Annotated in this window: 22 protein-coding genes and 1 pseudogene; 8 read left to right on the forward strand and 15 right to left on the reverse strand. The window is 66.8% G+C overall.

Annotated features, from left to right (window positions below):
* Window positions 1–8: 8 nt before the first annotated feature.
* Entirely contained in the window at window positions 9–1,349 is a 1,341-nt protein-coding gene (locus CHINAEXTREME_RS08630) for an ISH6-like element ISHala2 family transposase (RefSeq protein WP_007139946.1), read from the reverse strand.
* 81 nt (window positions 1,350–1,430) lie between these two features.
* On the opposite strand from CHINAEXTREME_RS08630, the pseudogene CHINAEXTREME_RS08635 reads away from it, so the two are divergent.
* Window positions 1,431–1,988 (forward strand): annotated as a pseudogene (locus CHINAEXTREME_RS08635) (ABC transporter permease subunit); the annotation flags it as partial.
* 17 nt (window positions 1,989–2,005) lie between these two features.
* Here the strand turns inward: CHINAEXTREME_RS08635 and CHINAEXTREME_RS08640 are convergent.
* The 5 genes from CHINAEXTREME_RS08640 to CHINAEXTREME_RS08655 form a co-directional block, all read right to left on the reverse strand.
* The gene (locus CHINAEXTREME_RS08640; RefSeq protein ID WP_007143135.1) at window positions 2,006–2,872 is read right to left on the reverse strand and encodes a YihY/virulence factor BrkB family protein; all 867 of its coding nucleotides are present in this window, start codon (window positions 2,870–2,872) and stop codon (window positions 2,006–2,008) included.
* 79 nt (window positions 2,873–2,951) lie between these two features.
* Window positions 2,952–3,158 carry a DUF2196 domain-containing protein gene (locus CHINAEXTREME_RS08645; protein ID WP_007143136.1) on the reverse strand — a complete coding sequence of 69 codons (207 nt, stop codon included), beginning with the start codon at window positions 3,156–3,158 and terminating at the stop codon, window positions 2,952–2,954.
* A 66-nt stretch (window positions 3,159–3,224) separates the two neighbouring features.
* Entirely contained in the window at window positions 3,225–3,656 is a 432-nt protein-coding gene (msrB, locus tag CHINAEXTREME_RS08650) for a peptide-methionine (R)-S-oxide reductase MsrB (protein ID WP_007143137.1), read from the reverse strand.
* Between the two features lie 150 nt (window positions 3,657–3,806).
* Window positions 3,807–3,974, reverse strand: a complete 168-nt coding sequence (locus CHINAEXTREME_RS21835; protein ID WP_007143138.1) for a hypothetical protein — start codon at window positions 3,972–3,974, stop codon at window positions 3,807–3,809.
* Between the two features lie 118 nt (window positions 3,975–4,092).
* Window positions 4,093–4,725, reverse strand: coding sequence for an HTH domain-containing protein (locus CHINAEXTREME_RS08655; RefSeq protein WP_029601532.1), 633 nt, complete (start codon window positions 4,723–4,725; stop codon window positions 4,093–4,095).
* Between the two features lie 234 nt (window positions 4,726–4,959).
* On the opposite strand from CHINAEXTREME_RS08655, the gene CHINAEXTREME_RS08660 reads away from it, so the two are divergent.
* A complete protein-coding gene (locus CHINAEXTREME_RS08660; RefSeq protein WP_007143140.1) occupies window positions 4,960–6,192 on the forward strand; it encodes an ornithine cyclodeaminase in 1,233 nt (410 codons plus the stop codon).
* Window positions 6,193–6,237: 45 nt separating this feature from the next.
* Here CHINAEXTREME_RS08660 and CHINAEXTREME_RS08665 read toward each other — a convergent pair whose 3' ends face one another.
* Window positions 6,238–6,996, reverse strand: coding sequence for a glucose 1-dehydrogenase (locus tag CHINAEXTREME_RS08665; protein ID WP_010546559.1), 759 nt, complete (start codon window positions 6,994–6,996; stop codon window positions 6,238–6,240).
* Window positions 6,997–7,222: 226 nt separating this feature from the next.
* On the opposite strand from CHINAEXTREME_RS08665, the gene CHINAEXTREME_RS08670 reads away from it, so the two are divergent.
* Both CHINAEXTREME_RS08670 and CHINAEXTREME_RS08675 read left to right on the forward strand, forming a co-directional pair.
* The gene (locus CHINAEXTREME_RS08670) at window positions 7,223–8,857 is read left to right on the forward strand and encodes a bacterio-opsin activator domain-containing protein (RefSeq protein WP_007143142.1); all 1,635 of its coding nucleotides are present in this window, start codon (window positions 7,223–7,225) and stop codon (window positions 8,855–8,857) included.
* 63 nt (window positions 8,858–8,920) lie between these two features.
* Entirely contained in the window at window positions 8,921–9,883 is a 963-nt protein-coding gene (locus CHINAEXTREME_RS08675; RefSeq protein ID WP_007143143.1) for a phytoene/squalene synthase family protein, read from the forward strand.
* A gap of 52 nt (window positions 9,884–9,935) precedes the next feature.
* Here CHINAEXTREME_RS08675 and cruF read toward each other — a convergent pair whose 3' ends face one another.
* Genes cruF through CHINAEXTREME_RS08690 form a run of 3 tightly spaced genes read right to left on the reverse strand, consistent with a single transcriptional unit; the run spans window position 9,936 to window position 13,529 of the window.
* Window positions 9,936–10,886, reverse strand: coding sequence for a bisanhydrobacterioruberin hydratase (gene cruF / locus CHINAEXTREME_RS08680; protein WP_007143144.1), 951 nt, complete (start codon window positions 10,884–10,886; stop codon window positions 9,936–9,938).
* Window positions 10,879–11,805 carry a prenyltransferase gene (locus CHINAEXTREME_RS08685; protein ID WP_007143145.1) on the reverse strand — a complete coding sequence of 309 codons (927 nt, stop codon included), beginning with the start codon at window positions 11,803–11,805 and terminating at the stop codon, window positions 10,879–10,881. Before CHINAEXTREME_RS08685 ends, cruF begins: the two co-directional genes overlap by 8 nt.
* 14 nt (window positions 11,806–11,819) lie before the next feature.
* Window positions 11,820–13,529 carry a phytoene desaturase family protein gene (locus CHINAEXTREME_RS08690; RefSeq protein WP_338013394.1) on the reverse strand — a complete coding sequence of 570 codons (1,710 nt, stop codon included), beginning with the start codon at window positions 13,527–13,529 and terminating at the stop codon, window positions 11,820–11,822.
* A 28-nt stretch (window positions 13,530–13,557) separates the two neighbouring features.
* Here CHINAEXTREME_RS08690 and CHINAEXTREME_RS08695 point away from each other — a divergent pair, with 28 nt between their 5' ends.
* Together CHINAEXTREME_RS08695 and CHINAEXTREME_RS08700 are read left to right on the forward strand one after the other, a co-directional pair.
* Window positions 13,558–15,432: a formate/nitrite transporter family protein gene (locus CHINAEXTREME_RS08695; protein ID WP_007143147.1), complete on the forward strand. Its 1,875-nt coding sequence runs from the start codon at window positions 13,558–13,560 to the stop codon at window positions 15,430–15,432.
* 142 nt (window positions 15,433–15,574) lie between these two features.
* Entirely contained in the window at window positions 15,575–16,300 is a 726-nt protein-coding gene (locus CHINAEXTREME_RS08700; RefSeq protein WP_007143148.1) for an SDR family oxidoreductase, read from the forward strand.
* A 16-nt stretch (window positions 16,301–16,316) separates the two neighbouring features.
* On the opposite strand, the gene CHINAEXTREME_RS08705 is transcribed toward CHINAEXTREME_RS08700, so the two are convergent.
* The 4 genes from CHINAEXTREME_RS08705 to CHINAEXTREME_RS08720 form a co-directional block, all read right to left on the reverse strand.
* Window positions 16,317–18,227: a DUF2339 domain-containing protein gene (locus tag CHINAEXTREME_RS08705; protein WP_007143149.1), complete on the reverse strand. Its 1,911-nt coding sequence runs from the start codon at window positions 18,225–18,227 to the stop codon at window positions 16,317–16,319.
* 157 nt (window positions 18,228–18,384) lie between these two features.
* Entirely contained in the window at window positions 18,385–18,669 is a 285-nt protein-coding gene (locus tag CHINAEXTREME_RS08710; RefSeq protein WP_076738713.1) for a translation initiation factor eIF-1A, read from the reverse strand.
* A gap of 83 nt (window positions 18,670–18,752) precedes the next feature.
* Entirely contained in the window at window positions 18,753–19,265 is a 513-nt protein-coding gene (locus CHINAEXTREME_RS08715) for a YkgJ family cysteine cluster protein (protein WP_029601533.1), read from the reverse strand.
* 82 nt (window positions 19,266–19,347) lie between these two features.
* Window positions 19,348–20,691: a YncE family protein gene (locus CHINAEXTREME_RS08720; protein ID WP_007143151.1), complete on the reverse strand. Its 1,344-nt coding sequence runs from the start codon at window positions 20,689–20,691 to the stop codon at window positions 19,348–19,350.
* A 353-nt stretch (window positions 20,692–21,044) separates the two neighbouring features.
* On the opposite strand from CHINAEXTREME_RS08720, the gene CHINAEXTREME_RS08725 reads away from it, so the two are divergent.
* Window positions 21,045–21,344 (forward strand): hypothetical protein, encoded by a 300-nt coding sequence (locus CHINAEXTREME_RS08725; RefSeq protein WP_007143152.1) that lies wholly within the window; start codon window positions 21,045–21,047, stop codon window positions 21,342–21,344.
* Window positions 21,345–21,403: 59 nt separating this feature from the next.
* Window positions 21,404–22,879 (forward strand): acetate and sugar kinases/Hsc70/actin family protein, encoded by a 1,476-nt coding sequence (locus CHINAEXTREME_RS08730; RefSeq protein ID WP_007143153.1) that lies wholly within the window; start codon window positions 21,404–21,406, stop codon window positions 22,877–22,879.
* A 64-nt stretch (window positions 22,880–22,943) separates the two neighbouring features.
* Here the strand turns inward: CHINAEXTREME_RS08730 and CHINAEXTREME_RS08735 are convergent, their stop codons facing one another.
* Complete coding sequence (locus tag CHINAEXTREME_RS08735; RefSeq protein ID WP_007143154.1) at window positions 22,944–23,672, reverse strand: fumarylacetoacetate hydrolase family protein; 729 nt, start codon at window positions 23,670–23,672, stop codon at window positions 22,944–22,946.
* Window positions 23,673–23,775 lie beyond the last annotated feature (103 nt).

Below are 23,775 nucleotides of genomic sequence, written 5' to 3' on the forward strand. Positions count from 1 at the left end.
AAAGCCGTCTAGAGTTTGCCTCTGGTAGCTTCAGTTGACACCTCCATTGTGATGGCTGTTTTGGCTGAGCGCTCGAGCAGTTCGTCGGCGAACGCCGCGAACTGCTCGGGATCGGCATACTGCACTAGATTCAGCCAGAGAAGCGACTCTAGCCCCGCTTCTGACCACCGCATCCATTGATTCTTACACCGCTTCGAGATTTCACCCATGGCTCGTTCAACCACGTTTGACGTCCACGGAACCTGCTGTTGGTCAAGCGCGAGTTTCGCGAACGTCACGGTTGCGTCCGCCCATTCCCGGAGGTACGCCGCTGCTTTCGGGGAGTCTTGACGCTCTAACCTCCAGGATTCTTTCCGAAGGTTCTCGAGCGTTTGGTCGATCCGCTCGCGGATCGCCAAACGCTCATTCCTCGGTGCATGAAGTGCGACAGAGTTCTTCAGATGGAACAGATCATTCGTAACGCCAGAGACGATCGCTTTCCGCTCGGAGAGCGAAAACGCATCGTCTTTCCAGAGCTTGTACCCGAGCGTTCGACCGACGTGAACGAGATCGAGCTGGTGAGATCGGTCACCATTCTCGAACGCATCGACGAGCGCATTCTCGGCGTCACTGACGACCGTCGCGTCGTCAGTGATCGCCTCGGTCTCCTCGAGAGTCGCTGCTGTCTCATCCCAAGAATCGTTGAGATTGACGTCTAGAAGCGTCGTTTCCGTGTCTTCCTCGGTGGTCTGTCCGAGGGTGACGTTGACGTCGTGGTACGTGCAGTGATCGTCCTGGCTATGACACTTCGTTCCGTCAGGAACGACAGTGTCTGCGTTCGTCCCAGGAAGCCGACCACGAACGAAGTCACCGAGTTTGCTGCCGTACTCGCGGACTCGCCGGTTGATCGTCGTTTTCGAAGGCATCGGAGTGAAGCCGTCGCCGTGGGCGACGGCATCACGAAAGCTGAGCGACGTAGCGAGGTCGGTACTCTGGAGCGAAACATCCTCTTGATAGATGCGTTGTCCGTCGAATTCGACGAGGTCCTCGAGTGGCCGGAAGTAGGTTGGATCGTCCTCAGTGGCAGCGGTATCTTTGACGTGGTGGAGCGTGAATTCGTGTTCTCCAGCAGTTGTAACGGCTGTACGTGTCGTGGTGCCAGCGCGCTGGAAACGGCGGTCGCCGTTTCCGCGCGCGTGTTTCTCCCCGCAATACGCCTCGACGAGACGCTCGTCGAGGCTTCTGACGATCTCCTCGAGGATAGTGGCCTCAAGCTGAATCTCGGTAAGAGATTCAGCGAGCGTGGCAAGCGGTAGCGTTTTGTCTGGGTCGAGACTAACTGTGAATTGCGCGTCGATTGTGGCGTGCATGGGTCACTTCGGGGTAGGTACCAGAGGTGACCCCGTTTCCACAGGAGTCAGTTACGACTCTAGACGAGTTTGGGACACGACCAAGTCGTCGGCCGCGCGGCCGTCCTCGCGTTCGGGCTGGCGATCGGACTCGTGGTCGGACTCGGCGTCGGGGCGGCCCTGCTCGGTGAGGTCGACGTCCCGGCGCTGTCGACGTTCGTGGTCGCGACGCTGGCGTTCGCCGCGATCTACGCGAGTATCGTGGTCGGCATCTCGGGGACGACGGGGTCGACGTCCCGGGCGACGACGTACGCGCTCGGCTTCTTCGTGATCTTCGAACTGCTGTGGGACGCCATCCCGATGGCGATCCTCTACGTCATCGAGGGGTTCTCGATCCCGGAGACGATTCCCGACTGGGTCTTCCCGCTCATGCAGGTGTCGCCGTCGTCGGCGTACTTCACGACGGTCGTCGCCCTGTTGCCGGATCTGGCCGACGCCGCGAACGCGGATCCCGGGGGTGCCGGCGTCGGCGTCGAGGCGGACCCCGCGGCGGCCGAACCGCTCTACGCGTCGCCCGAAATCGGGATCGTCGTCCTGGCGCTCTGGCTGGTCGTCCCGTTTCTCGTCGGCTACTACCGCTTCGGCAACGCCGATCTCTGAGTCACGTCAGGTCGGCGTCACGCGTACTTCGACCACGTCTCCCGCATCGGCACCCACTCGTCCTCGGGATCGACGTGACCGGCCAGTACGGCGTTGAGAACGGCCCCTAGCAGGAGACAGAGTCCGCCCAGGTAGACCCAGGTCAGGATCAGCAGGATGGCCCCGGCGATACCGAACAGGGCCACGGTCTCGGAGGCTGTGACGTAGAGTCGAAACCCGAGCGCGAGCGCGGTCCACGAGCCCGCGGCGAAGACCGTCCCCGGCAACACCTCGCCGATCGAGACGTCCGGCACGGGAAAGAGGTAGTACATCGGGAGGAAAAGCGCAACGAGCAGTCCGAACAGGGTAACGCTGGTGAGGGCCGTCGCCGCGAACCCGCCGACGATCACGGAGACGCTTACGCCGAGGACGCCCACGAGCGTGACCCCGACGGCGACCGTCGCCGCGAGGAGGACGGCGTTCAGCGCCGTTACGAGCGTCACCCTCGCCGCGTTGTCCACGTAGGACGCCTTTTTCCGCGAGCCGTAGACGTCGGTGAAGGCGCTGTTGACCGCCTGGAACAGCCGCGCGGCGCTCCAGACCAGGACCACGAACGCGAGCAGCCCCGCCCGTAACCGGGCGACGTCGGCTCCCGCCACCTCGCCGACCTCGCCGTCGGTCACCGCACCCTCGAGCCCCGTCGCCCTCTCGAGCAGGTCGACCAGCGGCTCGAGGGCGTCGACGAGGCTGACCCCGACGAGTACCAGGATGACAAGCGGGACGAGGGTGTTGAACGCGTGGTAGGCGAGGCCGGCGGATTTGACGCTGATCCCCCGCTCGCGGGCGACGGCGGTGACGTCACGCAGGAGGGTCCGGAGACGCGGGCTCGAGTCCGGCGCGGACATCGCGTATGACGTCCTCGACAACGCGAAGGAAGTAGCTTTGGCCGGCAGCGGCGGTCCGACTCGGCGCGAAAAGGAGGTCCTACTCCTCGTGAACGATCGACTGGACGTGGCCGACGACGCCGTTTTTCAGTTCGACCTCGGGCCCCTCGGGCGTGTCCTCGTAGACCGTCCCGACCTCGCCGACGACGGGTTCGCGGTCCTCGGACTCGACGTCCTGGTCGCCCTGGACGACCTCGACGGTGATCCCCTGGCGTAGCTCCTCGGCGGTCGGTCGTTCGTTGGACATGTCCGGCGGTCCGCCGGTAGCGTCGAAAAGCGTGGTGCCTGCAGTCGCGTCCCGGCTCCGGCGGGCCTACTCGTCTTCGAACTCGAGGGCGACCGAGTTGATGCAGTAGCGCTTGCCCGTCGGTTCGGGGCCGTCCTCGAAGACGTGGCCGAGGTGGCCGCCGCACTCGGCACAGAGGACCTCGGTCCGGCGCATGCCGTGGCTGGTGTCGAGGCGGGTCTCGATGCGGTCGTCGTCGGCGTCGTAGAAACTGGGCCACCCACAGCCGGAGTCGAACTTCGTCTCCGAGTCGAACAGTTCCGCGCCACAGCCGGCGCAGGCGTAGCTCCCGTCGTCCTTGTGATCGACGTACTCGCCGCTGAAGGGCTGTTCGGTGCCGGCCTCCCGGAGAACGCGGTACTCCTCCTCGCTGAGTTCCTCGCGCCACTCGGCGTCGCTTTCGGGGAGGTCGTCGTCCCGGCCGCCGGTGCGGCCGGTCTCGGACGTGTCTCGATCCATGATACCGGCTACGGGCGACACGCTAAAGAGTCTGTCCGCGCTCGAGTCGACGGAGGATCGATCTGGAGGGCGGTTACTGTCGCTCGAAAACGAAGCATCCGAACCTCGGCGGCGCGGCGCTCGTCCGCGATCGGCGGTCGGACCGACGCCTCAGCGTCCCGTGATGACGTCGGTACTCTCGCACTTGGGACACTGGGTCATCCGTCCCAGTTTCGGGACCTCGAGGCGGAGCCACTCGTCGTCCCCGCTGGGCGCCTCGAACCCGCAGTTGCGACAGCGCGATCGCGTCCGCTTGACGTGAGCTGGTTCGTTGGCCATACGTGACGTTATGTCATTGACTATCATATAGGTTGGTCCCGGTTCCCGTCTCCCGGGGAGCGGGTACGGGCGGCCGCGAGTCGCGGCCGTCCGACAACGACGAGCGTGTGACAGGGTCTTATCGTCGGCCGGACGAGGACGGCTCGAGTTGCCGATCGACCGATCCGTCGCCGTCCGGCGGTCGCTCGGAGATCGATCCGTCGGTCTCGGCCGCCGCGTTCGTCGCCGCATCGTCGTACCGTAGCACCGAGTCGTCCGGATCCGCGTCCGTCTCGCCGGTGGCCTCGAGCGCCTCGAGACGATCGAATACGTCGATCGTTCGCCGGCCGTCCGTACAGGGGGCGACGTGGATCAGATCGCCGTCCACGAACTCGGCGAGCGCGATCGTCGGCAGTCGCCAGACTTCCCGGGACTCTCCGGTGATCGTCGATTCGACGGTTCGAGGCCGGAAGAACGGCTTTAGCCGCCGATCGGTCCGGTTTGCCCACTCCTCGAACGCATCGAGCCGTCGATCGATACGCTCGAGTTGCGGGATGCGGACGCCATCGGTTCCGGGGCCGGCACTGGTCTCGGGACCGCGCTCGATCTCTTTCCCCCAGACGCGAACGGCCGTCTCGATCTCACGGTCGGAATCCCGTTCGATCGCGTCGACGCGCTCGATCGCACGTTCCTGCGTGGGACCGGTCGAAACCGGCGCGAACGAACGGATCCACAACTCGACGGTCGTCGGACCGGATCTGGGTGGTGCCACGGCTGATCTCCGTGGAGGGAGTCAACGACCCCGCACAAAAGTATTGTCCAGCGTATCAGTCCACGGAGGTGAAACGTGTCCCTGTGCCCGCTTGCGGTTCCGCCGTTCCGGTGGCGGGAGGAATCCGGTAAGGAATGCCGATACCGCCGGCCGAACCCGCGAGGCTCCCGGCGCGGGTGACGGGCCGGGATCGAGACGCACACATTGACGGTCCCCCGTCGCCAACGACGATCAATGACAGTTGCGCGTACCGTCGAACTCGAGGGACACATCATCGACTCGGGAACGATGGGGACCAGTTTCGGGATCGTAATGGACATGGGCGGCGAGTTCGAGGTCGAGGAGTTCGAGGTCGGCCGCCGCAAACACGACGAGAGCTACTGCCGGATGCGGGTGATGGCCGAGAACGAGGCCGACCTGAAGGCGATCCTCCACGAACTCAATCAGAACGGCGCGACCGTCGCGGACCCGCGGGACGCGACGCTCGAGGCCGCGCCGGCCGACGGGGTCGTCCCGCCGGGATTCTACTCGACGACGAACCACCCGACCTACGTCCGGGTCGACGGCGAGTGGCTCGCGGTCGAGGACCCGGAGATGGACTGTGCACTGGTCGTCGAGGGACCGGCCGACGACCCCCGCGTCCGGACCGTCGTCCTCAACGCCGTCGAGGAGGGCGACCTCGTCGTCACCGGTGACACCGGGATCAGGGTCGAACCGCCAGAGCGCCCCCGCGACGGCGGCGGCTCGTTCGGGTTCATGCAGGGCGGCATCTCGAGCGAGCGTCCCTCCGAGTCGCTCATCGAGGAGATCGCCGACGAGATGCGCTCGGTCCGCGAGGACGGCGGCAACGTGCTCGCGGTCTGTGGCCCGGCGATCGTTCATTCGGGCGGCCGTGATGCGCTCGCGGAACTGGTCCGGGAAGGGTACGTCGACGGCATCAGCGCGGGGAACGGCTTCGCCGTCCACGACCTGGAGCGGGACCTCTACGGCACCTCGCTGGGTGTCGACACCGAGAGCCTGGAACACCCCCGCGAGGGACACAAACACCACATCTACACGATCAGCGAGATCGTCCGCGCCGGCGGCATCGAGGAGGCCGTCGCGGAGGGGATCGTCGACGAGGGCGTGATGTACGAGTGTGTCGACAACGACGTCCCGTTCGTGCTGGCGGGGTCGATCCGCGACGACGGCCCGCTGCCCGACACGATCACCGACGCGATCGAGGCCCAGAACGCGATCCGCGAGCAGGCCCACGAGGCCGACCTCGTCTTGATGCTCTCGACGCTGTTGCACTCCGTGGCGGTCGGGAACTGCCTCCCGTCGACGACCAAGACCGTCTGCGTCGACATCAACCCCGCGACCGTCACCCAGTTGATCGACCGGGGCAGCGCGCAGGCGATCGGGATGGTCACCGACATCGGCGCGTTTATCCCGATGCTGCGCGACGAACTGCTCGAGTCCGAATAGTCGGAGAAGCGATCGACCTGACGGGGGCTCGAGCCCCCTGGGCGGTCACTGGACGGAGAAGCCGCCGTCGACGACCAGTGATTCGCCGGTGACGAACGAGGCGTCGTCGGAACACAGCCACGCGACCGCGCCGGCGATCTCCTCGGGTTGTCCGAGCCGATCCATCGGCGTCGCGGCGATCGTTTGCTCCATGCTCTCCGGGTCCTCCTCCTGTGAACGCTCGACCATCGGCGTCTCGATGACGCCCGGACACACCGCGTTCACCCGAAGGTCCTCGGCGCCGAACTCGATCGCTGCCGTCTTCGTCAGCCCGACGACCCCGTGCTTGCTCGCGACGTACGGAGTGAGGTTCGGGAACCCGAGGATGCCGGCGATCGACGCCGTGTTGACGATCGCGCCGCCCCCGTCCTCGAGCATCGCCGGGATCTCCTCACGGAGCCCGTGAAAGACGCCGGAGAGGTTGATCTCTATCACACGATTCCAGTTCGACAGCGACTGTTCGCTCGAGGGGGCGCTCTCGCCTTCGATGCCGGCGTTGTTGAACGCGAAGTCGAGGCCGCCGTAGCTGTCGACGGCCGTCTCGACCGCGGCGGCGACCTCGTCGCCGTCCGTCACGTCGCACTCGACGAACGTCGCCTCGCCGCCGTCGGCGTCGATGTGGGAGACGGTCTCCTCGCCTCCCTCCGCGTCGACGTCGGCGACGACGACGCTCGCTCCCTCGGTTGCGAATCGTGCTGCCGTTGCCCGTCCGATACCGGAGCCGCCGCCGGTGACGATGGCGACTCCGTCGTTGAGTCCGTTCATGGCGGTAATCCTCATCCTCCGCGAGCGGTCCGCTCGCGAGTGACCTCCCGACGCGAGCGATGCGATACGGGCGGCCGTCTCGGAACACGGGTCGTGACACCAAGAAACACGCATCGATTTTCAGCAACAGAGGACGGCAGCGCTCGTCGGTCGGCGGCCGACGGCGGATGGTCGGCACCCGAACGTCCCTACCTGTTATTGTCGTCTACGTTCTACGAGTCGAATGATGGGAACCCGGGACGACCTCGCCGAAGCTACGCTCGAGACGCTCCCGCTCACGGTGGCCGTCCTCGACTCGACGGGCCGGATCCTGTTGACGAACCGGTCGTGGCGGGAGTTCAACCCCGACGACGACGACCACGTCGGCGTCAATTACGTCGCGACCGCCGAGATGGGCGACGAGGAGGGGGACGACGAACACGCCCGCCGGGCAGTCGAGGGGCTCGAAGCGGTTCTGGAGGGCGAACGGGAGACGTTCTCCATGGAGTACCCCTGCCACACGCCCGAGGAGAAACAGTGGTTCCTGATGCGAGCCAGCCGGTTCACCGTCGACGGCGACGTGCGGGTCTCGGTCGTCCACCTCGACATCACCGACCGAAAACTCGCGGAACTCGACGCCGAGGCGGCCCTCGAGCGCCTGCGCGAGCAACAGCGCAACCTCGAGCACGTCCTCGAGCGAATCGACGGCCTCGTCCGCGACGTCACCGACGCCGCCGTGGGCGCGGGGAGTCGCAGTGAGATCGAACACGGCGTCTGTCGGGAACTCGCGGACACCGATCCGTACGTGCTCGCCTGGATCGGCCGCGTCGACGTCACCACCAGGCGCGTCTCGCCCCGCGAGTGGGCCGGCCACAGGGAGGTGCCACTGGAGAACGACGAACTCGTCCTCTCCTCCGACGAGAGCCATCCCGCGGTGCAGGCGCTCAGGGAGGGCGAACCGCGGGCCATCCAGGACGTCGCCGAGTTCGATCACGCCGATCACTGGTGGCCGACCGGCGCGGGCGATCTGTTCCGATCGGTCGCCGCGATCCCGCTCGAGTACGGCGACGTCACCTACGGCGTGCTCGTAGTGTTCGCCGAGGACGCCGACGCCTTCGACGAGCGGGAACTGCTCGTCCTCGAGTCGCTTGCCGGGACCGTCTCGACGGCGATGAACGCGATCGAGGCCCGGCGGATGCTCACTACCGAGACGATCGTCGAACTCGAGGCGACAATCGAGGATCCGTCGCTGTTCGTGACGGCGCTTGCGACCGAACTCGGGGCGTCGGTGACCTACCGCGGATTGACCTACGACAAGGAGGGGACCGCGCTCGCGGTCTTCTACGTCGACTGTACCGGAGGGGTCGAAGCGGTCGCTGCCGACCTGGACGGGGTCGAGGACGCGACGGTCCTCTCGGAGTACGAGGACGGCACCCTGCTGGAACTGGCGCTGTCCGACGGCATCGTCACCGCGCTCGCCGACCACGGGGGCGTCATCCAGCGGTTCGATGCCGTACCCGACGACAGGGTCGCCGACCTGGCGCTACAACTGCCTAACGGCCAGTCGGCCCGGTCCGTCTACGACCTCCTCGAGGAGCGGTACGACCGGACGGAACTGATCAGCTACCACGAGTCCGACCGCCCGACGCGAACGCTGCGGGACGTCGCGGCGGAACTCGACTCGAAACTCACCGATCGCCAGGAGATGGCCCTCAGAAAGGCCTTCTACGCCGACTACTTCGAGTGGCCACGGGGGGTCTCGGGCGAAGAACTGGCGGAATCCATGGGTGTGTCCCGGTCGACGTATCACCAGCACCTCCGCGCCGCACAGCGAAAATTGCTCGAGGAACTGTTCGCCGTGGACCCCACTAGTGAGGGCTAGGTATTTTATACGTTCCTGTCGTACAGAAAACACCACGCAGTCACCGGACGCTACCCATTATAAATGAGACAGGAACACATCGAGAGAGGGAAGGCGATACAGAGACGGACCGGAAAAACGTTCTACCTCGCGACGCGGTTCCTCCCCGAGCGCGTTCGTCACTCGACTCACGTTCTCTACGCGTTTTTCCGGATCGCGGACGAGGTCGTCGACGACGCTGCGGATACCCCTCAGGAAGAGCAACGAGCCGAACTCGAGAAGTTGCGCGCCCAGTCGCTGGGCGACGAGCCAGCGGACGATCCGGTTCTGGAAGCCTTCTGTGAACTCCGGGAGCGCCACGACATCGCCGACGAGGAGGTCGAGGAGTTCGTCGACGCGATGGTTACCGACATCACCCGGAGCCGATACGAGACCTACGACGACCTCGAAGCGTACATGCGGGGGTCGGCCGCGGCGGTTGGCGTGATGATGACCGCGATCATGGACCTCGACCCCGAGATGGAGGAGGCTGCGCTCCCGCACGCGATCAAGCTCGGCGAGGCCTTCCAGCTGACCAATTTCCTCCGGGACGTCCGGGAGGACATCGTCGAGCGCGACCGCATCTATCTCCCCCTCGAGACGCTTCGCGAGCACGGGGTGTCTCCCGAGGAAATCGAGAACTTCGAGTACTCCCCGGCGTTCGCCGCGGCGATGGAGGACGAACTCGAGCGGACTGAGGAACTGTACCGCGAGGGCGTCGCCGGGATCCGGTATCTCCCCCAGGACTGCCAGCTCCCGGTGTTGCTGGCGGCCGTGTTGTACGCCGAACACCACTCGCTCATCCGGGCACGCGACTACGACGTCCTTACCGAAGAACCGTCGCTGTCGACGGCCCGGAAGCTGTGGTGTCTCGCGAAGACCCGCTGGCACTGGCACTGGAACCGCGACCCCGAAGCAGTGTTTCAGCGGGTGTCTGCGGTGCCGACGGCCGATCCCGGACCCGATCACCGCGGACCGGAGCCCGGGGACGGGGTCCCGACGCGGTAGCGTCGCTTCCGATCGCCGTACTCGAGTCCGTCGTCGACATTGACCGTCGTTTTCAGGTGCCGTACCGGGACGGAAGCGCCGCCAGCACCATCTCCCGGTCGTATCGATCCGTCTTGAACAGGCCGAGACAGAACAGGCCGGCGACCCCCGCAGCGATCCAGTTGCCATAGAGGAGATTGATCGACCCCCAGAGCAACACGAAGCTCACCAGGTCGTCCAGCATGAACTCGCACTCGCGAACCCGGGCGAGCAGCGCCGTCCGGTCGAACGCGAGGTCGACGAGCGCGACGGCGACGGTGCCCGAGAGCACCCAGCCCCCGTAGTTCGAGAGCGGGACGCCGTAGAAGCCGCCGGACTCGAAGCTCCAGAATCCGATCGCGACGGCGGCCGGATCGAGGACGACGTCGATGGCGACGACGGCGAGGATCGCGGCCGGAACCCGTACGAGGGGGTTTCCGCTCCGGTCGCCGAGCACCAGCAGCGCCAGCAGGTAGCCGTTCAAAACGAGCGGGATGAAAAACAGCGGGAGTGCGACCGGGACCGTATCGAACAGCATCGGTCCCAGCTGTATCGCGTACTCGAAGGCGCCGTACGGCCAGTCGGTCGCCACGCCGACGATCTCGATCGCGTACGTGTACGCCGTCAGGAGGCCGAGTGCGGCCAGCGCGCGACGATCGATCCGCGGCAGAATGCCGACCAGCAGCGGCGAGCGCATGACGGCGGTTCCAAAGAGTAACAACAGCGGGTTGTACGCCAGCGGCTCGGGCAGAAGGCCCTCGGCGCTCGCGACGAGCGACAGCGCGCCGACGACGGGGAAGACGACCGCGATCGTGAACCGGTTCTCGCGGATGAGCGCCTCGAGGCGTCGCTGGACGGTTGCTCGTCGGTCCGCCCGGTCCTGTTCCCGCTTCCGCTCCCGTTCCCGCTCCCGTTCCCGCTCCCGTTCGCGTTCACGGTCCCGGCTCCCCTCGTACTCTCGAGTCCGGGCGTTCGACCTATCCATTGACGAGCCTCCAGAGGGCACCCATCGTCAGGGCGGTGCCGACGACGGTGTTGATCGCCGGAAACCACCAGTAGGCCCGGTCGACGGCGACGCTCGAGCCGGCCACCACGGCGACGAGCGCGGGGTAGACGGCCATGACGGCCCCCAGTCGGTAGTCGATCGCGCCGAACGCGAGGGCGCTGGCCAGCCAGCACGCGCCGCAGTAGGCGTACGTGCGACGTTCGCCGAGGGTCGTCGCGGTGGTCCGGATCCCGGCCGCACGGTCGGGCTCGATGTCGGGGATCGCCGAGAAGGTGTGCATCCCCATGGCCCACAGCCAGCCGCCGGCGACGGCGAGTGCGGGCGGCTGGGTGCCGGCGACGGCCGCGTAGGCTGCCGCGCCGGGCGCGACGTAGAGTCCGTTCGAGACCGAGTCGAGCAGCGGCGTCGTCTTGAACCGGACCGGCGGCGCGCTGTAGGCCGCACCCAGTACGAGGAAGACGACGATCCAGGGCCAGGCCGGCGCCGGAACGACGAGAACGAACAGCAACGGCAGGGCGGCACAGAGGCCGACCGCGGCGGGGACGTACCCCTGTCCCCGGTACCGGGCCTCCTTGTCCTCCTTTTTCGGGTTCTCAGCGTCTATCTCGCGGTCGTAGACGTCGTTGATCCCGTAGAGGAAGACGTTCGCCGGGAGCAGGAAGTACGCGAACAGGACGACCGCCGCCGGCGCGAACAGGTCGCCGCGTGCCTCGGCCGCGTAGGCGACCCCGACCAGCACGGGACCGGCGAGGTAGAGCCAGAATCGCGGCCGCGAGAGGACCAGCAGGTAACGGAGTCGGTGGGCGAGCCCGCCCCGCTGGTCGGACTTGCCCTCGGCTTCGGCTCCAGCTCCGGTTCCGTCTCCATCGCCCCCTCGCGTCGACGCGTTCTCGCCCATCGCTAGTGTCGTTGTCACCCCCGATCCTCGAGAATCTTTTCCGCCGTCAGTTCGCCGCTGATGAGACACATCGGAACGCCGATCCCCGGCGTCGTGTCACCGCCGACGAAGTAGAGTCCGTCGACCTCCTTCGAGCGGTGTGGCGGCCGGAACAGCGCTGTCTGGCGGAGCGTGTGAGCCAGCCCGAGCGCCGTCCCATCGTAGCTGTTGTACCGGCTGGCGAAGTCGTCGATACAGAACTGTTCTTCGACGACGATCCGGTCGCGGACGTCCGTCCCGGTGTGTTCCGCGATGTCGGCCAGGATCTCGTCTCGATACTGGTCGCGGATCTCGGGGGTGTCCTCGAGGCCCGGCGCGATCGGGACGAGGACGAACAGGTTGCTGTGGCCGTCCGGGGCGACGTCGTCGTCGGTTTCCGAGGGGACACAGAGGTAGTAAGCCGGATCGTCGGGCCAGGCGGGCTCCTCGAAGATGCTGTCGAAGTGGTCCTCCCAGTCGGTCGGCAGGACGAGCGTGTGGTGGGCCAACTCGTCGACGTCGCCCTCGACGCCGAGATACAGCAGGAACGCGGAGGGCGCGTACGTCCGGGACTCCCAGTAGTCGGCGTCGTAGCCGCGCTGTTCGGGTTTGAGCAGGTCCTGTTCGGTGTGGGCGTAGTCGGTGTTGCTGACGACCAGGTCCGGACGGAGCTGTCCCTCGGGCGTCTCGACGAGGAACGCCCCCTCGCGGCCCTTGATCGCCGTCGCCGGCCGCCCGGTGTCGTACTCGACGCCCAGTTCTCGGCCCAGTTCGGCGATGCCGTCGACGACGCTTTTCATCCCGCCCTCGGGGTACCAGACGCCGAGGTTGAAGTCGACGTGGCTCATCAGGTTGTACAGCGCCGGCGTGTTCTTCGGCGACCCACCGAGGAACACCAGCGTGTACTGCATGATCTGCTGGAGCTTCGGGTGCTCGAAGTAGTTCTCGACGTGGTCCTGCATCGACCCCAGCAGCGTGAGCCCGCGGGCTTGCCGGGCCACGTCGAGGTCGAGGTAGTCCCGAAGCCGGGACCGGTCCTCGTAGACGAAGTGTTTCATCCCCACCTCGTAGTTCTCCCTGGACTTCTCGAGGTACCGCTCTAACGTCTCACCCGCTCCGTCCTCGTACTCCTCGAAGACCTCCTTCGTCCGCTCGAGGTCCGGCGTCACGTCGACCCGATCCCCGTGTGCTCGCGAGCTTCGCTCGCTCGTATCGTCCGCGGAACTCCGTTCCGCGCTATCCTTGAAGAAGATCCGGTAGTGGGGATCCAGTTGCGTGAGCCGGTAGTAGTCCGACGGCGTTCGATCGAAGTCCCCGAAGAACCGCTCGAATACGTCGGGCATCAGGTACCAGGAGGGACCCATGTCGAACTCGAATCCGTCGATCTCGAGTCGGCTCGCCCGCCCGCCGAGTTGCTCGTTCTTTTCGATGACGTGCACGTCGGCACCCGCGTCGGCGAGGTAACAGGCGGTCGAGAGTCCCCCGATCCCGCCGCCGATCACGACGACTGATTCACCGGCCAGCGCTTGCATGTCTCGTCGTGACTGTCGGCGTAGGGATAAACGTACGGCATATTTGCGTAGGGATGGGCAGCCGGCGGTCTCGGGAGACGGTAGCAAGGGCAGGGCCAAGACAGAAGACCACGCTCGTACGCATCTACTCGAGGGAGTACGCCGAGGAATCGACCGACGAAGATACCAAACCATTAGTTCGTCTACTGACTGTACCCCACTAATGGCCAATCCCGAATCCGAAGAGCGAGAACGGGGACGCGACTCGGGGCCGCCCGCGGAACGCCCCGGGAAGCCGGAGCCGAGCGACGAACCGGAAGAGGTCCGTGATGCGGTCGAGCGGGCCCGGAGTGGTGCGCCCGCAGTCGGGTCGGTCGTTCGCGATCGCTTCTCCTCGGACGAGGTCTTCCAGCGGATCGTCGCGGCGGCCGACGAGGAGATCACCTCCGGCAACCGCGAACTGTTCTTCAGCGGCCTCGCCGCCGGGTTCGCGATCACGATCACGTTCCTGCTGTACGCCTCGATGTACGGCGCGACCGGCGGCGATCCGATCGTCAGTTCGTTGCTTTACCCGCTCGGGTTCATCTACATCATCATCGGCGGCTACCAGCTCTACACGGAGAATACGCTTCCGCCCGTCGCGCTGACGATCGAGCGACTGGCCAGTCTGCCGGCGCTGCTTCGTCATTGGGTCATCGTCCTGGCCGGTAACTTCGCCGGTGGTGCCTTCGGCGCGGCCGCGCTGACCTGGGGCGGCGTGTTCGACGACGACGCCGCTGCCGCGGCGATGAGCATCGCCCAGCACGGCATCGAGACACCCTGGTGGGACCTGTTCTTCAAGGCCGCCTTCGCCGGCCTGATCGTCGCCGGCGTCGTCTGGGTCACCTTCGCCTCCCGGGACACGATCTCCCGGCTCGTCGTGGTCTATCTCGCGTTCCTCGCGATCCCGCTCGGAAACCTGTTCCACGTCGTCGTCTCCTTCACCGAGATGCTCTATCTCGTCTTCGCGGGCGAACTCGCCTTCCTCGCCGGGATGACTGACTTCGTCCTCCCGGTTCTGCTGGGGAACACCCTCGGCGGTATCGTGCTCGTCACGATCGTCAACTACTACCAGACCAGCGAGCAGCGCCTCGAGTCCGCCCGTTTCGAGGGGATCGAGCGCCGGCTCTCGGTCCGCGAGTGGGCCTTCGGCGGGTGGGCCGGACGGTCGTACGTCCCGGTGATCGATACCGCCGAAGAGCGGGCAGAGGACGAGGAGACCTACCGGATCATGGTCCCCATCGCGAACCCACGGACCGAAGGGAAACTCGTCGAACTCGCCTCCATGTTCGCGGCGTCCCGCGACTCCGCGACGGTCCATCTGGTTCACGTCGTCCAGACGCCGGACAAACCGTCGGCGACCGGTACCGACAGACAGCGTGCCCGGATCGTCTCCGAATCGGAGCGCCGACTCGAGGACCTCACGGACTCGTTCGCCTACACCGACATCGAGTACGATACGTCGACGATCGTTACCCACCGCTCGGTCGAGGAGATCTTCGACACGGCACAGCGACAACACGCGGACCTCGTCCTGATGGGCTGGGGGTCCGAGACGCCGTGGGACAGCGCACGTCTCGACCGGCCGCTCAGCGAACTGACCAAGGAGTTCCCAAGCGACCTGCTCGTGTTCAAGGACCGTGGGACCGACATCTCGCGGGTTCTCCTGCCGACCGCGGGCGGCCCGGACTCCGATCTCAGCGCCGAAGTCGCGCGGACGCTCACCGAGACCGTCGGCACCGAGGTCTCGCTGTTGCACGTCGTCGGCGATCCCGCGTCCCGCGAGATGGGCGAAAAGTTCATCGAGGAGTGGGCCGCCGAGCACGATCTGCACGGGGCGAACCTGATCGTCGACGACTCCGGCAACGTCGAAGAGGCGATCTGTCGCGAGGCCGACGACGAGACCCTGATCCTGATCGGCGCGACCGAGCGGGGACTGCTCTCGCGACTCGTCACCAGTTCGCTGCACTTCGACGTCATCAACGACGTCGACTGCTCGGTGATGCTCGCGGAGCGACCGACGGGCCGCAGCATCATCAGGCGATTGTTCGGCCGATAACGGCGTTTCCGGTTTTCGACGGCGCCGCTCTCTCGGTTTTCTCCCGATTCGTCGCGATCGATGGTTCGCTCTGACTCTCGAGGTGGTCTCGGCTCGACGCTCGAGCCGATGCCTTCCTGTCGCTCGCCCGCGTAGGGGCTGTATGGAACTCCAAGAAACGACGGCCGTCGTCACCGGCGGCACCCGCGGAATCGGCCGCGCCGTCGCCCTCGCATTCGCCGAGGCGGGCGCGACGGTCGTGATCGGCGCTCGGGACGGAGCCGACGTCTCAGAGACGGTTGCGGCGCTCGAGGATCGACTGGAATCGGCCGACCGATCCGGCGCGGCCGCCGCGGGGCTCCGGACGGACGTCCGCGACGAGTACGACGTCGAGCGACTCGTCGAGACCGCCTCGCGGACGGGTGACTCGAGCGGGATCGACGTCGTGGTCGCCGCGGCGGGCGTCTACCACGGCGATGCGGGCGAAACGCCGACCGACGAGGAGTCCTACACCGCGCTCGACGACCACTGGCAGATCAACGGGCGCGGCGTGTTCGCGACGATCCGCGAGTCTCTGCCGCACTTGAACGACGGAGCACGGGTGCTCGTCCCGACGGGAGCGATCGCCCGCGACCCCAAGCCCGGATACGGTTCCTACGCGATCTCGAAGGCGACCGCGGAGGCGGTCGCCCGGGGGTTCGCCGCCGACACCCAGTACACGGTCGGCTGTCTGGACCCGGGACAGGTCGCGACGGCCCTCTCGGGCGGTGGCGGCCGCGACCCCGAGGACGTCGCCGGGATGTTCGTCTGGGGGGCGACCGACGCGGACCGGGACGTCCTGGACGGGAACGTGCTCGGCCTCGCCGAGTGGAAACGCGCGACGCGGTGACGGGGTCGCAAGTCGATCAGTTCTCGTCGTCGCTTCCGCCGGGATCGCCCTCTGGGGTCGGCCCGTCGCTCCCGATCCCGAGGGCGTCGCTCACCGCGTTCGGCGTTACGCTCACGTCCGACCGGGACCGCGCGTAGGCGTAGGAGGCGATCAGCAGGACGACTCCGAGGACGAGAAACGACAGCGTCCTGGCGACGGTATCCAGGTCTCGCGTGTCCAGCAGGAACACCTTCGTCGTAGCGAGGCCGAAGACGCCGATAGCCAGCGCCCGGAGGCCGCGAACCTCGAGGACGAAGCCGACCGCGAGGAGGGCCAGTCCCAGCAGGATCCAGGCGATCGACACTCCCACGCCGGAGAACTCGAGGGCAAGAACGACGACGGCCAGTCCGGTGGCGACGGTCGCGTACACCCCCTCGAGCGGCGGGACGTACCGGCTGTCGTCTCCGACAGTCGGCCGGGACGCGACCCACCACGCCAGCCCGTAGAAGACCGCGACGGCGAGCGCGAACGCGACCGGGCGGCCGGTCAGCGTCGCGACCGGCTCGGCCGCGTCGAAGGCCGGCAACTCGCTCGCGTCGACGGCGAGCAGTTTGAGAGTCGTCGCCCCGGCCACGACGTGGCTCCCGAACCGGAATCCGGGCTCCTCGAGCGTCTTCGCTGCTGCGACCCCGAGGCAGACGAGCGCAAGCGCGCCGACCGTCGTCGCGAACGTCCCCACCGCCATTGCGACGCCGAGCGCGAGGAAGACGACCGTTCCGGCCGCTGCGGTGCCGTCGGGTCGCACCGGTCGCCGGTCGGTGACGGCGTAGGTCCCCGCGAGCAGGACGGCGACGACGGCAGGGCCAAGTCCGGCGGCGTCGGCGTTCCAGTCGCGGACGGCGATCTCGAGCAACACGACGCCGAAGCCCGCGGCGACGGCCGTGATCGCGACCAGTTGGGCGCGGTATCGTCGCGTCTCGAGGCGGTCGGCGCTCGCGCCCCGGAGGACGTAGCTCCCGGCGAGGTAGACGACGAGGGTCGCGACGGAGACGACCGCGATGGCAGCGGCCGGCGGATCGACGTCGGCGAGCCACAGCAGGAGGACGCCGTAGGAGGCGAACGTACTCGAGAGGACGGGACGACTCCAGCGGGTGACGCTCGCGACGGCGACCAGGCCGCCGGCGAGCAACAGGACGTACGCGGGCGTCGCAACGAGCGTCGCGGCGTCGGTGCTTATCGCCGCGGTGACGTACCCCAGCAGGAACGCCTCGCCGACGACCAGCGGCGCGCGGTCCCGGACCGACACGACGGCGGTCGCACCGACCAGCGCCGTCAGCGCGGCGAGGACGACCCACAGCGGCGTCCCGATCGCCTCGCGGTAGCTCTCGAAGCCGTACGACGCGTAGATGCTGAAGTATGCGACCGCGAGGCCAGCGCCGGCGGCGATCCGGCCCCACCGGACGTATCCCTTCCGGGTCGCGGCGTAGCGGCCGCCCGCGAACAGCGCGAGCCCGCCGGCCGCGCCGACGGCGACGCGGCCGAGCGGGCCGAGCAGTCCGATCTCGATCGCCAACTGGACGAAGAAGGCGACGCCGATCACGAGCGCCGCGGCGCCCGCGAGCCCGAGCCAGCGAACGCCGACGGCGAGTTCCCAGTCTCGAGTCGACGTCGAGTCGGCGGAATCGGTCGTCGACTCCCGTCCCGACGGATCGGCGGGTTCCTCGCGCCCGCCTTCGCTTACGGCCGCCGACTCGGCGTCGGAGGGCGTGATCGCGTCGGACTCGACCGTTTCGTCCCGTTCGATCGAGCCGATCGGTTCACTCTCGCCCGACGGGTCGGTCGCGTCCCGCTCGACCGCCCGCTCGAGGGACTCGAGGCGGCGACGCAGCGAGTCGACGTCCTCGCGGAGTCGGCGGACCTCGCGACGGAGGTCCTCGTCGTCGGCCATGCTGCGTGAGTCGTCTCACGCTCGTAACATAAATCAGGGGGTGCAGTTGCTCGCTCGGTAACGACTCGTCGGCGACGCCCGCGACTGCTTGCGCACGGACTGGCGTCTCCAGTCGAGGAAAGAACTCCCGCATCAATCTACCGCGGGCTCGAGAATATCAGTCGATGTGGCCTTCGCGGCGGAGCTGATCGGCGTCCTGGCTGGTGTAGCGCCACTCGATGGTGGCTTTCTCGTCCTGCCAGTCCCAGGGTTCGGCGACGACGATGTCGTCCTGCTCGATCCAGGTCCGGTATTTCATGCGCCCCGGAATGCGGCCGAGTCGTTCCTCGCCGTCTTCGCAGCGCAGTTGCACGTGGTTCCCGCCGAGGTGTTCGGTTACGACGGCGAATACTTCGTCGCTGTTGGGCATACGGAGGTTCCGTCGCCCGGAGTCTTCTGTCACAGTCTACCTACGAGCGGAGGACGTTTAAATGGTTGGAGAGCCGTGGTAGCACGACCCATTGGACGACGGCCGAGGGCCGCCGGTCACAGCTCGCGGTCCGAATCCGGGTTTTCCAGGTCCCAGAGGAGTTCCGGGAGGAACGCCTCGAGGTTGTCCACCACTTTCCGCTCGCTGACGTTCAGCCCGTCGCAGTGATCGTGGGCCGAGTCCCGAATGTCGACGTGGAGGTCGCCGTCCTCGCGCCAGACGGCGAGCGGGAAGACCGAACACCGCGTGGGTTTCCAGTCCTCCTCGAGGTGCAGCGAACAGAGCCCGTCCTCCCGCAGGAAGGCGCAGGCACAGCCGTCCTCGGCGACGTGGTCCTCGCGGTCCTTCGCCTCGCGGGTGACGAACTTCTCGCCGCGGAAGTCGGTCGTGTTCTCGGCGAGGTTGGCCCGCTGGGCGAGTTCGAGGAGGTCCCGGTCGTACAGGAGGACGCCGTGGTGACAGCACCAGGTACAGTCGTCGACGCACTCGAAGGTGAGGTCCGGATCGAACTCGACGACGACCTCGCGGTCGGGGTAGACTTCGACGCGGTGGGGGACCTCGGTGCTCACGTCCACCGGAACGCGCCGCGTCCGGAAGTGCCTTTCTCACCGGGACGGTCGCAGCCGAGTCCGGGCCTCCAGCGGGCCGCCGTCACCCGCAGTAACAGTTCGATTCGGGACAGTACGTCGCCTCCCGTCGCCCGAACTCGAGGCCGAGCGCGGCGAGCGAGGCCCGGAGTCGCGATTGGGGCGTCACCTCGGGGCGAACCGTTCCGCCCACGGCCCCGGTTGGCGCTTCGCCGGCCTCGATCGTGGCCACGACCTCGCGGCGCTCGTGATCGACGACGGCGACCTGATTCGCCGTCTGGACCGGCACGTACAGTTTCTCCCGGAAGGGACCCCACGCACCCGATATCGCCTCGCCGCCGACGTCGAGTTCCCGGTCGACCGCCCGCTCCTCGAGGTCGATCACCGTCACGCTCCCGGCGTCGGGCGTGAACAGGTAGCCGGCCTCGCCGTCAGGAGCGATCTCGCTCGTGATCGGCATCGCCGGCAGACCGTCGGCACGGGTGATCCGCGCGACCTCCTTCGGTTCGTCAGGCGTCGAAACGTCCCAGATACTCTCGGACCCCTCCCGGGGGACCTCCGGGTCGGAACCCAGGGTGCCCTCGCCGTTTTCGACCAGCAATACGTCGCCGGCGAACGACGCCGTACACATGAACGGCAGTACCTGTCCGTCGCCGACCGGATCGCCGACGTCGATTTCCGCGACGGTCTCGAACGGCTCCGTCCGGACCACCCGGAGGGTCTCGTCGGCGATCTCGGGAACGTAGGCGTACTCGCCCGACGGCTCGAGGGAGACGTCGCAGGGGCCGGTGTACCCGGTCTCGATCCGGCCGGTCACCTCGCCGAAGGTCTCGCTCTCGCGGTCGGCGTCGATCCGGAAGACCCCGTGGGTTTCGGGCTCGTCGGGGTCGGGCTCCGGATCGATCGACGTCGACCCGCCGGCGGCGACGATCAGGTGCTGCTCGTCAGGGGTCAGGTTGGGGTAGTTCGGTCCGGCCCCGGTCCCGACCGCGGCGACGTCCTCGAGCGAGCGGGCCTCGAGCGCCCGCACGCCGCCGGTGACGTTGAGCCAGAGCACGTCGTACCCCGACTCCGCGCTGGTGCCGTACTGGTTGGCCGGAAACGAGGCGGTCGTATCGATGTGGTGCGTGGCGACTGCCTCGTCTCGCTCGGCGTCGATCACGGTGACCGTCCGATCCCCGTTGTTGAAGACGTAGACCGTCGGTTCGCCGTCGCCGCCGCTGCCCTCCTCGGCGCCGAAACAGCCGGCAAGCACGGTAGTCGAACCGACGGCGGCCGACGAACGCACGAAGCGACGGCGGTTCAGGCCGTCCTCGAACGGGTTCCGGCGGGTCGGCATCTCGGGGCCGGTATCGTCGTCGCCCTCGGTCTCTCCGCACGCCGCGTCCGCGAACCGTCGTCGATCCATGCGGGACGACCGGTTTCCCGAACCACGTCCGCACACTAAAAGACCGACCACCGATCGTCTCCGAGGAGTTCCGGGGCCCTCGATTAGTATCCCGACTCGTCTCGAGAAGCTGTCAGCACTGCTGCCCGATTTCACTGCCTGCGGGCCAGTACCCTCCAGCGGTTCCTATTCTTCCTCCTCTATCCCTCGTTTCCAAACGTCAGTCGGTGCTTTTCCGTACGGCGGTGTGTGCGAAACGTCTTTCATCGTCCGTGTCATAGCCAACCTTGGCAACTACACTCATATATGCCTTTCCGGAACTAGTCCTAGGTACCTCTTAACATATAAGGAACGGTCGATGTCCGTTCGGCGTCGTGAGCGGTACGCTCGCCGTAGCGACGAATACGACGAACGAACCGGGGCCCAAACGCTTCGAAACGTCGGATCTTCCGGCGTTCCTCATCCCGGGTGCGTCCTCCGACGACGTGACGAGTACGTGCTCGACGACGTTCGGCCACGAGGTCATCGACGCGAAGGTGGGAGACGACCGCTGGCCGATACCCTTCTCGAGTGGACTGTACCGGACGAAAACCGGACGTCGAAGGCCCTGGTCTCCACTCACCTCTCTCGAAGTAGCGATTCCACCGCCGCATCCGTCGGTTCGTCTCGACTGAACAGTCCGGTACCGTAACGTAAGGAAGAGGTATGTGTTAGTAAACAGCATGACAACACGATGGACGCCGCAGACATCGTCCAGGCGACACGACGGACGAAAACTCACGAAACGTTCGAGCGGCGGGTCGCGGTCCAGGCGGCGTCGCTTCGCACGGCGTTCGCGAACGGTCGGTTCGAGGGGGAGTTCCGCGTCGGACTCGAGTTGGAGGGATACGCCGTCGACGAGGAGGGCCGACTCGCCGAGGCTCCAGAGTCGGCATTCGATGGCGTCTGTGAGCGCGAACTCGGACGACACAACGCCGAACTGAACACGCCAGCGACGAAATTCGACCCCGGTGGACTCGACGAACAGCGGGGGGCACTCAGGACGCAGTTAACCGAGGTACAGCGAGCCTTCGCGGAAGCCGAACAACGGTTCGTTACCGACGGTATGTGGACGATTCCGCCGCCCGATGGTGCGGTTTCGTACCTGACGGCACGTATCGAAGACGGCGGCGTGGTGCGTCCGGCGAACATGGCCCCCAGGGCACGGTACTACGCGCTCGACGCCGACATCACCGAACACGGACCGGTCGAACTCGACGTTCCCGGCTGTCGGCGGGAGTTTCCGACGATCCTCGTCGAGTCGCTCGGCACCTCGATGCAGGTTCACCTCCAGGTCCCGACCGATGCGTTCCCACAGTATTTCAACGCCGCACTGCGAACGGCCGGCCCGGTCCTTGCGCTCTCGACGAACGCACCGTTCCTTCCGCCCGGACTCTACGACGACGTCGATGCCGAGACCGTTCTCGAGGGCCTCGAGGAATTACGGATTCCGGTCTTCGAGGCGATGAACGTCACCGAACCTGGGAAAGTTCGACTCCCCCGAGATATCGAACGGCCGGTCGACGTGATCGACCGGTTGGTCGCCGACCGGCGGTGTGCACCGTACCTCCGCGAGTGGACGGAAACCGGACCCCGTGACGGGTTCGTCGAGGAACACTGGGAACTGTTGCACAAGCAGGGGACCTGCTGGCGGTGGGTCCGCCCGATCCTGGGGTCCGAGGGACCGCGGATCGAATACCGTCCTCTGCCCGCACAACCCGCCGTCGCCGACGTGATCGGCTTGCATGCACTGGTCGTCGGTCTCGTTCACGGGATCGTCGTAACGGATCACCCGCTCGAGGAACTGCCCTGGACTGCCGCCAGGGAGTCGCTATACGCCGCGGCGCGCGACGGTTTCGACGCTGACCCGGCCTGGGTCGATTCCGACGGAACCCGGGTTTCCGATCCCGCCGTGGTCTACGACGAGGTGTTTTCCCTCGCACGCCGAGGGCTTCGCGACCGGGGGTTCGGGAACGCCCGGATCGACGACCTGCTCGAACCGATCGAAGCACGCTGGGAAACGGGTGCGGTACCCAGTACGTGGAAGCGTCGCCGGACCCGGGCCCGAATCGACGAGGGTGCCGATATCGCAACCGCGATCGAAGAGACGCAGCGGGAATATTTCCGCCGGGCCGACGCGAAGGGCCCGTTCATCGACTGGCTCGAGTAGCCGGCCCCGATACGTTTCCCCGACCGTCGGGCCGAGTTCGATCCAGCCATCCGACCCCTCGCCGTCAGTCGCTCCCGTTCCCGTCGACCACAGTATTCCGGAGCGTTCCCACGCCCTCGTAGGTGATCTCGACGGTGTCGCCGGGTTCGACCAGCCCCGGGTTGGCAGGGCTGCCGAAAGCGACGACGTCGCCCGGTCGGAGGATGAATCGCCGCGAAAGGTAGGAGACGATCTCGTAGGGATCGAACAGCATCAGTTCGGTGTTGGCCTCCTGGCGGCGCTCGCCCGCGACGTCGGTGTGCATATCGATCTCCCGTGGATCGAGGTCGGTCTCGAGCCAGGGGCCGAGCGGGCCGGAGCCGTCGAAGGCCTTGCGCGCGGTCCGGCCCTGCTGGTCGAGCGCGTCGACGTCGTTCATGATGGTGTAGCCCCGAACGACCTCGGGGACTTCGTCCTCGGCGACGTCGCGACAGCGTTCGTCGATCACCGCGGCGAGTTCGCCTGCGTACGTCAGTTCGTCGGTGAACGCGGGGTAGGGGATCGGCTGCTCGTGGCCCAGCAACGACGCCGGCGGCTTGATGAAGAAGTCCGGTTCCTCGGGCCGTTCGTACTCCATCTGCTCTAGGGTCTCGGCGAAGTTGCGGCCGACGCAGTACAGCGCCGATGGCTCGCAGGGCGGGAGGAGTCGGCCGTCGGCGCCGACCTCGTAGGTACCGTCGTCGGCGTGGACGACGCCGTCCTCGTAGCGTCCCGAAACCGGTCCGTCGGGGGTCAGGAGTCGCGCGAGTCGCATTGGCGAGTCGGTCGTCGCTCGAGGCTGTTATCGGTGCCGGTCCCGGCCGGCGACGCCAACCCATGTGGACTGTTAGCTATTTGTGCCCTCTCGTGGCCCGACC

The organism is Halobiforma lacisalsi AJ5 (genome assembly GCF_000226975.2).
GTDB lineage: Archaea > Halobacteriota > Halobacteria > Halobacteriales > Natrialbaceae > Natronobacterium > Natronobacterium lacisalsi.